Annotated in this window: 13 protein-coding genes; 5 read left to right on the forward strand and 8 right to left on the reverse strand. The window is 64.0% G+C overall.

Going from position 1 to position 13,897, the window contains the following annotated elements; all coding sequences use genetic code 11:
- Positions 1 to 54 precede the first annotated feature (54 nt).
- The 6 genes from efp to KTQ42_RS08520 all read right to left on the reverse strand — a co-directional run bounded on the left by efp (position 55) and on the right by KTQ42_RS08520 (position 6,815).
- Positions 55 to 612 carry an elongation factor P gene (gene efp / locus KTQ42_RS08495; protein WP_217345117.1) on the reverse strand — a complete coding sequence of 186 codons (558 nt, stop codon included), beginning with the start codon at positions 610 to 612 and terminating at the stop codon, positions 55 to 57.
- Positions 613 to 799: 187 nt separating this feature from the next.
- On the reverse strand, positions 800 to 1,957 hold the full coding sequence (earP, locus tag KTQ42_RS08500) for an elongation factor P maturation arginine rhamnosyltransferase EarP (protein WP_217345118.1): 1,158 nt from the start codon (positions 1,955 to 1,957) through the stop codon (positions 800 to 802).
- 12 nt (positions 1,958 to 1,969) lie between these two features.
- A complete protein-coding gene (locus KTQ42_RS08505; protein WP_217345119.1) occupies positions 1,970 to 2,770 on the reverse strand; it encodes a MetQ/NlpA family ABC transporter substrate-binding protein in 801 nt (266 codons plus the stop codon).
- A gap of 39 nt (positions 2,771 to 2,809) precedes the next feature.
- Positions 2,810 to 3,463, reverse strand: coding sequence for a methionine ABC transporter permease (locus tag KTQ42_RS08510; RefSeq protein ID WP_194713566.1), 654 nt, complete (start codon positions 3,461 to 3,463; stop codon positions 2,810 to 2,812).
- Positions 3,453 to 4,502 carry a methionine ABC transporter ATP-binding protein gene (locus tag KTQ42_RS08515; protein ID WP_217345120.1) on the reverse strand — a complete coding sequence of 350 codons (1,050 nt, stop codon included), beginning with the start codon at positions 4,500 to 4,502 and terminating at the stop codon, positions 3,453 to 3,455. The genes KTQ42_RS08510 and KTQ42_RS08515 overlap by 11 nt, the downstream gene beginning before the upstream one ends.
- Before the next feature lie 180 nt (positions 4,503 to 4,682).
- Positions 4,683 to 6,815 (reverse strand): diguanylate cyclase, encoded by a 2,133-nt coding sequence (locus tag KTQ42_RS08520; RefSeq protein WP_217345121.1) that lies wholly within the window; start codon positions 6,813 to 6,815, stop codon positions 4,683 to 4,685.
- A gap of 347 nt (positions 6,816 to 7,162) precedes the next feature.
- Here KTQ42_RS08520 and KTQ42_RS08525 point away from each other — a divergent pair, with 347 nt between their 5' ends.
- Genes KTQ42_RS08525 through KTQ42_RS08535 form a run of 3 tightly spaced genes read left to right on the forward strand, consistent with a single transcriptional unit; the run spans position 7,163 to position 10,045 of the window.
- Positions 7,163 to 7,861 carry a hypothetical protein gene (locus KTQ42_RS08525; RefSeq protein ID WP_217345122.1) on the forward strand — a complete coding sequence of 233 codons (699 nt, stop codon included), beginning with the start codon at positions 7,163 to 7,165 and terminating at the stop codon, positions 7,859 to 7,861.
- 20 nt (positions 7,862 to 7,881) lie between these two features.
- Entirely contained in the window at positions 7,882 to 8,955 is a 1,074-nt protein-coding gene (locus KTQ42_RS08530) for a TAXI family TRAP transporter solute-binding subunit (protein WP_217345123.1), read from the forward strand.
- Position 8,956: 1 nt separating this feature from the next.
- A complete protein-coding gene (locus KTQ42_RS08535) occupies positions 8,957 to 10,045 on the forward strand; it encodes an ankyrin repeat domain-containing protein (RefSeq protein ID WP_217345124.1) in 1,089 nt (362 codons plus the stop codon).
- Positions 10,046 to 10,191: 146 nt separating this feature from the next.
- On the opposite strand, the gene KTQ42_RS08540 is transcribed toward KTQ42_RS08535, so the two are convergent.
- Both KTQ42_RS08540 and KTQ42_RS08545 read right to left on the reverse strand, forming a co-directional pair.
- Complete coding sequence (locus KTQ42_RS08540) at positions 10,192 to 11,349, reverse strand: YsnF/AvaK domain-containing protein (protein ID WP_217345125.1); 1,158 nt, start codon at positions 11,347 to 11,349, stop codon at positions 10,192 to 10,194.
- Between the two features lie 49 nt (positions 11,350 to 11,398).
- Positions 11,399 to 11,860 (reverse strand): YsnF/AvaK domain-containing protein, encoded by a 462-nt coding sequence (locus tag KTQ42_RS08545; protein ID WP_217345126.1) that lies wholly within the window; start codon positions 11,858 to 11,860, stop codon positions 11,399 to 11,401.
- 212 nt (positions 11,861 to 12,072) lie between these two features.
- On the opposite strand from KTQ42_RS08545, the gene KTQ42_RS08550 reads away from it, so the two are divergent.
- Positions 12,073 to 12,471 carry a hypothetical protein gene (locus KTQ42_RS08550; RefSeq protein ID WP_217345127.1) on the forward strand — a complete coding sequence of 133 codons (399 nt, stop codon included), beginning with the start codon at positions 12,073 to 12,075 and terminating at the stop codon, positions 12,469 to 12,471.
- Between the two features lie 419 nt (positions 12,472 to 12,890).
- Entirely contained in the window at positions 12,891 to 13,856 is a 966-nt protein-coding gene (locus KTQ42_RS08555; protein ID WP_217345128.1) for an IS110 family transposase, read from the forward strand.
- Positions 13,857 to 13,897: the final 41 nt, after the last annotated feature.

The following is a 13,897-nucleotide window of genomic DNA, read 5'->3' on the forward strand; positions in this document are numbered from 1 at the left end:
AAAGGGGTTGCAGCCTATGCTGCAACCCCTTTTCTTCAAAACGATGCGACCGGATTACTTCGCGCGGCTGCGGTATTCGCCGGTGCGGGTATCGATTTCGATCTTGTCGCCCTGGCCCACGAACAGCGGCACGTTGACGTTGAAACCGGTGGAGATCTTGGCCGGCTTCAGAACCTTGCCCGAGGTGTCGCCCTTGACGGCCGGCTCGGTGTAGGTCACTTCGCGCACGACGGTGGTCGGCAGTTCGACCGAGATGGCCTTCTCGTTGTAGAACACCACTTCGCACGGCATGCCGTCTTCGAGGTAGTTGATGGCTTCGCCGAGGTTCTCGCCTTCGACTTCGTACTGGTTGTAGTCGCTGTCCATGAACACATACAGCGGATCGGCGAAGTAGGAATAGGTGGCTTCCTTGCGGTCGAGCGTGACGACGTCGAACTTGTCGTCTGCGCGGTAGACGGCTTCCTGGCCGGCGTCGGTCAGCAGGTTCTTCATCTTCATCTTGCAGACGGAAGAGTTGCGGCCGGACTTGGTGTATTCGGTTTTCAGAACCACCATCGGCTCGCCCGAGACCATTACGACATTGCCGACGCGGATTTCTTGTGCGGTTTTCATAGCTGAATTTAAAAATGGGAAAAACGTTGGGAAAGATACGCGGCGGGCTGCCCGGCAGTGCCGCGCGCGGCCTGTTATGCGGCCGCTCGCGAAAATAAAGCCTGCTATTCTAACCGATTTTCAACACGCGCTGCTAGCGCGAAGGTGCGACGCGGCAACACCGTCGGGCCGTGATGCGCTACGGGTACTACCCTTGGCGCGCCCGCTCCGCAATGAATGCGAGCAGGTTGGCAGCCAGGTCGCCCAAGCTGCGCAGGCTTGCGCACCAATCCGCCATATGGGACTGCAATGCGGGCAGGCAGTCGCGCAGGGCGTGCCAGCTGTCACCCATATCGCCCTCCCCATTCCACGCCTGCCAGGCGCTGCGGCAGGCCTGCGACGCTTCCGGCGCCATGCCGGCGCAGTACAGCGACAGGAAGGCTTCGAGCTTGACGCGGTGAGCGTCGTCCTGCTGCGGATAGATCTGCCATACCAGCGGCCGCTGGGCCCACTGGGCGCGCACCATGCTGTCCTCGCCACGCACGAAATTGAGGTCGCAGCACCAGAGCAGGCGATCATAGTCGGGCTGGTCCAGGAAAGGCACCTGCTGCCATGACAGGCTGCCCGTGCGCAGCACCTCGCCTGGCGCCGGCAGCCGGCCAGCCCAGGCGGCAAGCTGCGCGCTGGCCACGCCCTGGGGCACCAGCATCAGGCTGGGACGCTGATCGTCGCGCAACGCCTCCAGCAGCGCGGTCAACGGCGCCTGCGGGTAGCAGAACAAGGAGAGCAGCAATGCATCGGGCGACGGCCGCACACCGAGATGCGCAAGGAATTCGGCACGCTGCGTGGCGTCAGCAACAAACGCGGCCCGGCGCGCTTCCAGGCCGGCTTCGCACAGCAGCCCGCCGGTGCCGGCTTCAAAGCCGGGAAAGAAGAAGTATTTGGTCAGCGGCAGCTTCGGATGCGGCGACGGCAGGCCATGGCAGCCGGTCACCCAGTCTTCCGCGCTCAGGTATTCGAGGTTGATCCAGACCGGCGGCGACGGCCGTTGGGCCATCGCCTGCTCGAATGCCGGCGGCAGCACGCAGCCAAAGGCTTCGACCACCGCATCGCCGATGTCGGCCGGCGCCGGCAGCGCCATCGCCCCGTGCCAGCGACGCACGACCACGCCCTGCCGCACCTGCGCTTCGGCAGCCGGGTCGACCTCGGCGCAGATGCGCCGGAAGCTTGCCAGGTCGTCCACCCACAGCCTGACCGCCATGCCCTGTTCGCCGGCCAGCTGGCGCGCCAGACGCCAGCACACCCCGATGTCGCCGAAGTTGTCGACGACCCGGCAGAACAGTTCGAGCGAACGCGGACCGGCCATGAGAGGTGCTGCTTACCAGGACGTGATCACCGAGTCCTTGAACTTGCCGTTGATGAACTGCTTGACTTCAGGGCTGTGGTAAGCCTTGACCAGCTTGGCGACCCATGGCTTGTCCTTGTCTTCGGTGCGCACCGCGATCACGTTGGCATATGGGCCCTTGGCTTCTTCCACGGCGATGGCGTCGCGGGTTGGGCTCAGGCCGGCGGATTCGGCATAGTTGCCGTTGATGGCGGCGGCGTCGAGGTCGTCCAGCGAGCGCGGCAGCTGGGCGGCGTCGAGCTCGGCGATCTTCAGCTTCTTCGGGTTGGAGACGATGTCCAGCGCGGTCGCCTTCAGGCCGGCTTCGGGCTTGAGCTTGATCAGGCCCTGCGATTGCAGCAGCAGCAGGCCGCGGCCGCCGTTGGTCGGGTCGTTCGGCACGCCGAAACGGGCGCCATCCTTCAGCTCCTTCAGCGACTTGATCTTCTTGGAATAAATGCCCATCGGGAAGGTGATGGTGTAGCCGACCGAGGTGAACTTGTAGCCGCGGTCCTTGATCTGGGCTTCCAGGTAAGGCAGGTGCTGATAGCTGTTGGCGTCGAGGTCGCCGGCGGCCAGCGCGGCATTGGGCTGGACGTAATCGGAAAACTCGACGATCTGCAGCTTCACGCCATCCTTTTCCACGACCTTCTTCACCACTTCCATGATCTGGGCATGCGGGCCGGCGGTGACGCCCACCTTGAGCGGCTTGTCCTGCGCCTGCAGCGGCGCGGCATAGACGGCGGCGACCAGGCCGGCGAGCGCGGCGGTTTTCAACAGTTGACGACGTTTCATGGATTTTCCTTTTCCTTTGTAAGTGGGAACTGCAAGAAATCAGCGGTGCCGCAGGCGGCGCACCAGCCAGTCGCCGAGCGACTGCACCAGTTGCACGAAGACGATCAGGATCAGCACCACCATCAGCATGACTTCCGGCAGGAAGCGCTGGTAGCCGTAGCGGATGCCGACATCGCCCAGCCCGCCGCCGCCGATCGCGCCGGCCATCGCCGAATAGCCGACCAGGCTGACGAAGGTGATCGTCAGGCCGGCGACGATGCCGGGAAAGGCTTCGGGCACCAGCACCTTGAACACGATCTGGCGGGTGGTGGCGCCCATCGCCTGCGCCGCCTCGATCAGGCCGCGGTCGACTTCGGCCAGCGCGGTTTCCACCAGGCGCGCAACGAAGGGCGCGGCGGCGATGGTCAGCGGCACGATGGCGGCGGCGGTGCCGATCGACGAGCCGACGAAGAAGCGGGTCAGCGGAATCACGGCCACCAGCAGGATGATGAAGGGCGTGGAGCGCACTGCATTGACCACCAGGCCGGCCACCCGGTTGAAGGCCGGATTGGGCAGGATGCCGCGGCTGTCAGTCAGGTACAGCAGGATGCCCAGCGGCACCCCGATCAGTCCGCCCAGGAGGCCGGACACGCCCACCATCAGCAGGGTTTCGCCGAAGGCGCCAATGAACAGGTCGAGCATTTCAGATGACATGGTTTAACTCCTCCACCACCACGCCATGGGTGCGGAAAAACTGCACGGCTTCGGCCACCTGGGCCGGCTCGCCGCTGGCCAGCACGGCCAGCGAACCGAACGCCTGGCCCTGGATCTCGTCGATCTGCCCGTGCAGGATATTGAAATCCAGCCCGAAGCGGCGCACCGCTTCCGACAGCAGCGGCTGGTCCACGCCCGAGCCGGTGAAGGCAAAGCGGAACAGGTGGTCGCGGCCGGTGCCGGCGCGGGTATCGGCCAGGCGCGCACGCACCCGTTCCAGCACGCCGCGCGGCAATTCCTGGGAAATCACGTCGCCGATCAGGGCGCGCGTGACTTCATGCTGCGGCTGGCGGAACACGTCGATGACCGAGCCATGCTCGATGACCCGGCCGGCGTCCATCACCGCCATGCGGTCGCAGACCGCCTTGATCACTTCCATCTGGTGGGTAATGAGGACGATGGTCAAGCCCAGCTCGCGGTTGATCCGGCGCAGCAGTTCAAGGATGGAGCGTGTGGTTTCCGGGTCCAGCGCCGAGGTGGCCTCGTCCGACAGCAGCACCTTGGGCTGGTTGGCCAGCGCCCGCGCAATGCCGACCCGCTGCTTCTGGCCGCCGCTGATCTGGGCCGGATAGCGGTCCTGCTGCTGCGTCAGGCCCACCAGCTCGAGCAGCGGGCCGACCCGCTTGTCGATCTCGGCGGCCGACATGCCGGCCAGCTCCAGCGGCAGCGCCACGTTCTGGCGCACGGTGCGCGAGGACAGCAGGTTGAAGTGCTGGAAGATCATGCCGATCTCGCGGCGCGCGGCGCGCAGCGCGCTGGCGTCGAGCGCGGTCATGTCGCGTCTGTCGATCAGGATGCGGCCTTCGCTCGGACGGTTGAGCATGTTGAGGGTGCGCACCAGCGTGCTCTTGCCGGCGCCGCTGCGGCCGATGATGCCAAAAATTTCGCCCCGGGCGATCTGCAGGCTGACATCGCGCACCGCGTCGACCGGACCATGGGCGCCGGCAAAGCGCTGGGAAACGGATTCTATCTGGATCATGTTGTTATCGGGCCGCATCGCGTGCGCCCATGGACGCGGCAAACAGCGCTGCGGCGTCGCGTTTTGCAAAGTCGGCAATTTTAGGGCTATTGACAGCCAAGCGGAAATACATTTTTTCAATTCCGCTATGCCAATGGCGTATAAGGAGGCCGCCGGCGGGCAGCCGGCAGCAAACCAGACTCAGGCCGGCTGCGCCAGCGCGAAACGGCTCTTGCCGCCCTTCTTGGCCTCGTACATGGCGCCATCCGCCCGGCCCAGCAGGGTGTCGGCCTGTTCGCTGGAGCCAGGTTCGTGCATGGCGATGCCGATCGAGCCGCTCAGCTGCACGGTTGCCGCCTCCAGTGCAAACGGTTCCGACAGCACCGCCAGCAGCTTGCGGGCCACCTCGATGGCATCGTCGCGTGCCGTCAGCATGTCCAGCAGGACGACGAATTCATCGCCTGCCAGGCGCGCCACGATGTCGGTGCGGCGCACCGTGGAAACGATGCGCTGCGCCAGGATGCGCAGCAGTTCATCGCCGGCATCGTGGCCGTACTGGTCGTTGATTGCCTTGAAGCCGTCCAGGTCGAGGAAGAACACCGCCAGGGGCTTGCCGGTGCGCCCGGCCCGCGCCAGCGCCTCCGGCAGCTTGTGCATCAGCGCGCGGCGGTTCGGCAGGTCGGTGAGCATGTCCTTCATGGCCATGTTTTCCAGCGAGGCATGCAGGGTGCGGCGGGCGCTGATGTCATGCATGAAGGCGATGAACAGATGGCCGGTGCGGCGCATCACATGCGCTACCGACACTTCCACCGGCACGCTGGCGCCATCGCGCCGCAACACCTCGATTTCCACCCGCCGGTTGACCATGGCAGAATCGCCTCGCTCGAGAAACTGCCGCATGCCGATCTGGCGCGCCGAGCGCATTTCGGGTGTCAGAATGGCTTCCACCAGCGACCTTCCCAGCATGTCCGAACGGGTCCACCCAAGCAGGCGTTCAGCCTGGCCGTTCCATTCCTCCACGCTGAAATGCTCGTCGAAGGCGATGAAAGCGTCATTGGCGTTATGCAGGGTGGCCCGCAGTTCCGCTTCGCTTTCCTGCAGCCGGGTCTGGATTTGGCCCTGCTTTTCCAGTGCCTGTTCCAGCTGGCGCGCCTTGGTCTCGATCTCGCGGGTGCGCTCGCGCACCGTCTGCTCCAGGTTTTCATTGAGCCGCTGCAGCGATGCAAGGTGCGTCTCCTCGCGCCGCACCATGTCGGCCAGGGTGGACGACAGCAGATGCACTTCATGAAACTGGCTGACAACGGGCACCGGCGTCGGGCGGTCCGGCTTGTAATGTTCCAGGGTGTCGGCCAGGCTGATCAGCGGCGCCGATACACGGCGCGCGAACAGCAGGCCGGCGCCGCCCAGCAACAGCGCCAGCGCCGCGCCGACCAGGATGATGCGATTCTGCAGCACTTCGAAGTCGGCCATCGCGACCTGGTAGGGCTGGCGCACCAGGACCGCCCACTTCAATGCCGGAAAATTGACTTCCTGGCCGGTCAGGGCAAAGCCGGTCAGGTAGCGTTTCCCATCCGCCACCTCATCCACCGAACCACTGCCGCCACGGCGCGCCCGTTCCACCGACGACGAGGCAAGCATCTTTTCTTCCATGGACTTGGGGCCGAGCAGCACCGTGCCGTCATTGCGTACAACCAGTATCTGCAGGCCGTATTGCTGGCTGGTCGGGGCCAGCAGGTTTTTCGCGATCTCGCGCGCCCAGCCCCAGCTCAGATGGGCGCCCATGACGCCGCGCACCGAGCCGTCGCGGCGCAGCACCGGAATCGACACATCGACAAAACGCCAGGGGTCGACGCCTTGCGGCAGCTTCTTTTCCAGCAGGAGTGCGGGGTGGTAATCCACCGCCGTCACGCCGGAGCGGGCATTCTGGAACCAGGGCCGGCTGCTGACGTCCTTGCCTTCGAGAAGCTGCTGAGTGGCGGCATAGACCGTGCCATCCGGATTGGCCATGCCTATCCAGGCGTAGTTGGGCACCATGCGCTGCATGTGCTCCATCGCGCGCCGCATGTCCGCCGGCTCGCGCGCCTCCCGCACCTCGGTCAGTTCGGCCAGCAGGCTCACGTCGGAAAATGCCTCCTGCATGCCGCGATTGAGGGAATCGCGCATTTGCCAGGCAAGCTGCTGCAGCCTGACGCTGGCCTGGCGCTGCGCATAGTTGCGGGCAAACTCGTCGACCACCGCCACCAGCGCAAACACCGTCATCAGCACGGTGCCGCAGATGCCGATGGTGATCATCGTGGAAAGGCGCGGACGGGAAGGCGATGTGGATGCAGTCATTAAGTCAAGGGAAGAGCGGTTCCGGCAATTGCCGGAAAAGCCGAAGAATAGCAAAAGCAGCCAGCCCCAAGCCCTTGCTCAGCGATGAAAAACCGCATCATTTCTTCGCTTTGCATTTCTTCGCCTTGCAGCTGTCATCCACGCAGGCCATAACGACTTGACAGCATCGCGTTTTCCCGCATGCGCCGACCGTCTACAACGTAAGTAATTCAAAGTTTAACAATCCACTCACCGCACTAACCTTTTTCGTTATAATTTGCTAAGTTCTTGTCCGGCAAGAACATGAATCCGGCAGGCAATTATTTAACATTGTTTCAAGAAATTTATTATTTCCACAAGGACGGACCATGAGTCGTCTATTTTCCCAACTGGAAAATATTGGCCACGGCCGAACGGATGGGGAGACGCCAGGCCCGGATCAGGAGGCCGCCTCGGCAGCCGTCCCGCCGGCTTCCACGCAGGCCGGTCCACAAGGCCTGTCCGCCGCGTCACCGCCCCTGACAGAAGCGCCGGCCAAGCCAAATTACGGCCCCGCATCGGCTTTGCAATTGCAGATACCGGGCTATGCGATTGCCTCGCAACTTGCGCTGTCCTCCAGGCCGCAGCCCCCTGCCATGCCGTCGCGTGCGACCTGGCCAGTACGGCTTTGGTTTCTTTTCCTGTTGGCGCTGATCGGCATTTCGCTAGCCATGCTGCTGACGCCGCGCGACGACAACGCGTCGGTGAAGGGTCCGGTGCCAGGTCCAGCAAGCATGGCTGTGACGCCCAAAGCGGACGACGAGCCATTGCAACCTCCTGACTTGCCATCCCCCGCAAGGAAGGCACAGGCAGCCATCGAGAAAAAACCGGGGCCAGCCGCGACGCCCATTGCCAGGCCGGCCGACCCGCCCATTGCCCGGCGCCAGCCTCCCCGATCGTCTCAGCCTTCGCAGCCTTCTCAAGCGCCCGCCGACCAGCCCGCCGCCGCACCGCGCACGCCGGCGGGCGACGCCGCCTGCAGCGCGGCCATGGCGGCCATGAATCTTTGCAGCGCACCCCATCCATAACGACAGAACCAGGAGCCGACATGAGACGCCTTATCCCCTTGCTGCTGACGCTCGGTCTGCTGCCAGCCATCGTGCAGGCAAGAACGGAATTCAAGATCGTCACGGCGTCCGAGCGCGGCACCTATATCCAGATCGGCCGCGACCTGGCGAAGTACATTGCCGACCCAGCCGACATCAGCCTGGAGGTGCTGCCCTCCAAGGGGTCGGCCGACAATGTGGCACGCCTGCGCGACGAGCCGGGCGTGAAATTCGCCCTGGTGCAATCCGACGTCTACCAGGCTTTCCTGGACCAGGCCGCCAGCGGCAACCGCTCCGCCGGCCGCATCATCCGGCCGCTGCGGGTAGTGATGCCGCTCTACAACGAGGAAATCTACTTCGTTGCCCGCGCCGATTCGCCGCTCAACTACATCCATGAAATCAAGGACAAGAAGCTCAGCATCGGCCCGGTGGGCAGCGGCACCGCGCTGTCGGCCACCACCCTGTACCGGCTGATGTTCAACCAGCCGCTGCCGGAGGCCAATGCAACCTATGTCAGCAATGAAGAGGCCCTGATCAAGCTGACCACCGACAAGTCGGTGGATGTCGCGGTAATCGTCGCAGGCCAGCCGGCCAAGCTGTTTGCCGACATGAAGCCGGAAGCGCGCCAGTTCATCAAGCTGCTCAAGCTGGACGACAAGGCGGCGGAAACCCGGCGCGCGGTGGAGACCTACTATCCGGCATCGATACGCCCTTCCAGCTATCCCAACTGGATCACCGAGGAAGTGCCGACGCTGACGGTCAAGGCCTTCCTGGTCACCTATGACTACAACCTGCAGCACACCACGCGCTACCTGAATGCCTTCGCCGAGTCGCTGTGCCAGAACTTCGATCAGCTGCAGGCCCAGGGGCATGCAAAGTGGAAGGAAGTGAAACTGGAGTTGCCCACGCTCGGCAAGGGCTGGAGCTATTACCCGCCCATGGAGCGGACCATGCGCAGCTGCATCGCACAGCGCACCGCGCAAAGCAGCAGCAGGCCAGCCGCCGTCCCGGGCACGGCGGCGCCGGCCCGGCCCTGCACCCAGCAGGAAAAAGTGCTGGGCCTGTGTGGAAGCTGACGTGGGGGCCTTCAACTGGGCATCTGCGCCATCATTGATCGTCGCCGGCACCGACCTGGCCGGCCTCTGCGTTCTGACTGGCGTGCTGGCAGTCAGCGCCTGGTACTGCCTCTCGCCACCGCCGCTGCTGCGCCACACGGCGCCCTCGGCAGGCCAACGGCATGGCATGCTGCTGGCGCTGTCCGCACTGGCCGCGCCCCTGCTGCTGTTTGCCTGCCTGGCTGGCGCCCTGGCGATGGCACAACAGGCCGGTACGCCGCTGCCGGCAGCGCATCCGGGACGTCTGCTGACATGGGCCCTGTATGCCGCAATCGGCCTGGCACAGCTGTTTGCGCTGCAGCGCCTGGCTTACTGGCCCGCGCCGCGGTTGAGGCGCCTGATGCCGCTCGCCGCCAGTTCCCTGGTGTTGCTGCCGCTGGCAGCCGGCGTGGCGCTTCTGGCCCTGGAACATCGCTTCCTGGCGCCGGGCAGCATGCCGCGCATCGCCATTGCTGCAGGGGCCGCGGCGGCTGTCAGCGGCATCCTGCTGTGGCTGCCGGTGCAGTGGCGCAGTTGCATTGCGTCCGACGCCGGCCTCGAACGGACCGAACCCATGCTGGCGTCCGCCGAAGCAGGCGCAACACCGCAGCCAGCCATGGAGGATGGCGCCGCACAGGACAACAAGGCTGGCCGCAGCGCGGCGCAGGAGATGGAAAGCCGGCTTCAGGAGATCGCGGCCATGCTGGAACAGGAGAAAAGCGCGGCTGAACAGCAGCAGCGCGCCCAGGATGAAATCCAGTATGCGTCCGCCATGCGGCAGCAGGTGAATTCCCAGAAATTCCTGTTTGAAAGCGGCCTGCCGTGCAACCTCGCCATGCTGGTCAATGGCCTGATCATTCTCGACCTGCCCCTGGACATGCATGACCATGTGCGCGGCGATACCCTGCTGCATGCGGCGGTTCGCGACAATGATGCCGCGCTGGTGCGGCAGCTGCTGGAGCACGGCATCAGCGTTTCCGCCCCGAACTGGGCGGGGCTCAGCGCGCGGGCGGGCGCACAGAGTGCAGAGATTCAGGCCTTGCTGGACGCCGCGGAAACGACTGCCCGCTGAATCAATGCCTCGACTTGAGCCGCCGCATTGTTCAATTGTCAAAGCATAAAAGAACATGCCCGCGATGGGACATCGCGGGCATGAGGTTGGCATTGGCTGGCCCTTTCGGCCTGCCGGGCCGAAACCGGGGCTCAGTTCAAGCCAGCTTAACGACGCTGGCCGGTGACCCGCTCCCAGCCGTGGCGCGCCGCGGCCTTGAAGCGTTCCCAGTCGCTGCCGGGATATTTGGTCTGCCAGTCGCTGCGCGCACTGGTCTCGATCTCGTCCCAGGAACGGCCCTTGTAGCGGGTGTCCGAACCCAGTGTCGAGCCATAGCGGTAGGCCGGCGCATAGTCGTCATAGCTGCCGCCCATCGATGCGTAGCGGGTGTTCCAGTCGCTTCGGAAGTCATCGTCATAGTCAGCCGATGTATTGGTGGCCGCCATGTTGTCGGCAGTCGTGCCCATCATGCTGCCGGTGGCGCCCGAAGCCGTGGTGGCGCCGGTCGTGCTGCGGCCGTTGTTCTGCACGTCCACCACGGTGTTGCGCACCGTGTCGCTGATCTGCTCGGTGTGCTCGGAGGCGGTCTTGCCAACCACCACTTCCTCCACCACCCGCGCGGTCTTGCTGACCACGGCCTTCTCCGCCGTTTCACGCACTTCGATGCTCTGGTCGCGCAACGCATTCAGGTCAGCCTCGGATGCCGGGCGATCCACCGGGCGGCGCTCGATGCTGGCATGCTCCTCGCGCAGCGTGACCGACTCCTTGACCGGGGTCTCAACCATGCGCGACACCACGCGCACCGCGCCCAGGTCGACCTGGCGCTTGCCCACTTCCAGCTCTTCCTGCACCACCGGGATCACGCGCGAACGTTCCTGCTGGATCTCGTCGCGGGTATAGGGCGCCGCATCGCTGCGATAGCCTTCGTAGCCGGTAGCGCGCCATTCGGCGACGCGCTTTTCGATATCGACCGCGCCGGTGGCAGCCAACGCCTCGCGGGCACTGTCGACACGGGTTTCATCCGATACCGTGACGGCTACAACAGCGCCGCCGCGGCGCACCGCTTCCGAGTAATGACCAGCGTCGTCCTGGTCCGGTCCGAACAGGTCGGCAAAGAAATTGCGCACGCCATCCATGAAGCCGACATCGTCGTCGCGCGTGGCAGTGGTGCTGGTGGTAGTGCCGGTCGTACCTGTCGTGCCCAAGTCGGCGCTGTGGGCGCGGACCTGCACGTCGTTGGCCGAAAAACCGCGCGCGATCAATTGCTGCTTGGCCCGCTCGGCATGGTCATACGTATCGAATACGCCTATCACTGTCTGGTCCATTTCTTTGCTCCTTGAGTTGGCTGCTTGGTTCTGTGACAAGTGGCTAACGCTAGCGCGCAGTGTCGGGCTTCCAGGTTCCGCTCTCTGCGTCATAACGCTCCACCACCGCTTCTTCCCGCTTCACGCTGACTTCCTGCGCACCCTGCTCGACATGGCGCCGGGTCGTGATGCGCACTTCCTCCAGCAACACCAGATGCCTGGTAACGACTTCCTTGAACACCGGAATCACCAGCGTGTCGCCCTCCTGCCGGGAGTGGAACTTGTCTTCCACGATCCGGTTCACCGGCACCCTCGTAATGCTCACTTCCTCCTGCGTCAGCGGCATGTCGATGGTGCGGCTTTCCTCATGCACGATCTTTCTGACGCGCACGGCGCCGGTTTCCACCGTGACCTTGCGCACATCCAGCTGTTCCTCGATGACGGGCAGCACCCGCTGCTCGTCGTTCTGCAGCGCGCCGGCAACGGATTGCTGATCGGCATGTAACGGCGGATTGCCTGGCTGCTGGTTCATTGGATGCCTCGGAAAGAATCGGGTGTTGTATTCTTTGCCATCGGCCGGATATTAGGAATCAGACATCCACGCTTAAGGATGTAAGCGCTTTCTTACGTCAGGCGTTACGGATACACCGTTCCGCAGATACATCTTGTAACGACGCTTACCGCTGCACAGCGCCTGCGCTGCGGTTTTAGCGCTTTAATGGGCGCCTACGAATGGAGATTGCAATGAAGCTCATTTCTTCCGCAATGCTGTCCCTGCTGGCTGGCGCCGCGCTGCTTGCTGCCGCGCCGGCGATGGCGCGGGTGGATGTAGACATCAATGTCGGCGTTCCCGGCGCCTATGTCGCACCCTCGCCCTATGGACCACCGCCGCGCTACATCGCGCCGCCGCCGCGCTACATCGCCCCGCCGCCGGTCTATGGCGCGCCCAGCTACGGCTACGTGCAGCCGGGCACGGTCTACGTCCAGCCCGGGCCGGTATATGTGCAACCGCGCCCGCTGTACCGCGACGAATGGCGCGAACGGCATGGATATGATCACCGCTACGGTCCGCGCTGGGACCGCGACGGCGATGGCGTGCCCAACCGCCACGACCGCCGCCCCGACAATCCATGGCGTTATTGAACGACGCCTTGTCCCCACAGAGCCGGCCTCGAATTTCTCGAGGCCGGCTTTTTCGTAGGGTGGAATACCCCGAAGGGTCATTCCACCATTGGTCGATCAGGGAAGCCGGCCGATATGGCCATTTCGGCTTGCGGCCCACCGTGCAATGCCCTTCGGGTATTGCACCCTTGTATTATTCCGTCAGTTCGGTTGTGTAGTAATTCCGACGGTCTTGCATGGCAAGACCCGGCATCGTTGTAGCAGTTCTTCAGGGGCACCTGAGGAACGGGCGGCTGGATGCCGATTGCACCCTTAGGACGCGATCCAGTGTCGTAGATTCTTGCAGCAGCCGCCCACCCTCGCAAAAAAGATCGGACAGTATCTTTGGCCCGGCTTGCCGGCAGCCCGCATTGACAAGGTAGATCATGAGAGGACGTTGCATGCACTCGTATCATTTGGGAATCGATGTCGCCAAGGCCAAGCTCGATTGCGCTTTGCGCCTGCCGGATGGCAAACATCGCAACAAGGTCGTCACCAACAACGCCAGCGGCTTTGCGGCCCTGCTCGAGTGGCTGCAAAAGCATGGCGGCGCAGCCGCCCATGTCTGCATGGAAGCCACCGGCGTGTATTGGGAAGAAGTCGCCGCGTATCTGGCGCAGCAGGGCTTGCCCGTGAGCGTGGTCAATCCCGCGCAGATCAAGGCCTTTGGCGCCTCGCACCTGGTGCGCACCAAGACCGATCGGGTCGACGCCCAGTTGATTGCCAGCTTCTGCTTCGAGCGCCGCCCGGCGTTATGGCAGGCGCCTTCAGCGACTGAGCAGGCGTTGCGGGCCATGGTATTGCGCCTGGATGCGCTGCAGAACATGCGCACCCAGGAAAGCAACCGGCTGGACGTGGCGCGCGAAGCGGTCAGGGCCGGCATTGCCAGCCACATCGCCTGGCTGGACAAGGAAATCGACAAGCTGGCCCGGCAGATTCGCCAGCACATGGACAACGACCCGGACCTCAAGGACAAGCAGGAACTGCTCGACAGCATTCCGGGGCTGGGCGAGCGCACGATTGCGTGCCTGCTGGCGTTTTATGGCGATCTGCAGCGTTTTGACCATGCCCGGCAGGCCGTGGCATTCGCCGGGCTGGACCCGCGTCAGCATGAGTCCGGCAGCAGCGTCAGGGGCAAGCCACGGCGATCGAAGGTGGGTCACAGCTTCCTGCGCAAGGCGCTTTACATGCCTGCCATGGTGACCCTGTACAGGACCAAGTGGGGCAAGGTGTTCCGCCAGCGCCTGGCCGCAGCAGGAAAGCCGCCCAAGCTCATCATCGGCGCCATGATGCGCAAGCTCATCCATGTCGCCTTCGGCGTGCTTAAGTCACGGCAAGCCTTTGATTCAACATTGCATGGGGCTTGACGGGCATAACAGTATCTACCAAAGCGCAGCACTGTTGCATG

It is taken from the genome of Noviherbaspirillum sp. L7-7A (assembly GCF_019052805.1).
Taxonomy (GTDB): domain Bacteria; phylum Pseudomonadota; class Gammaproteobacteria; order Burkholderiales; family Burkholderiaceae_D; genus Noviherbaspirillum_A.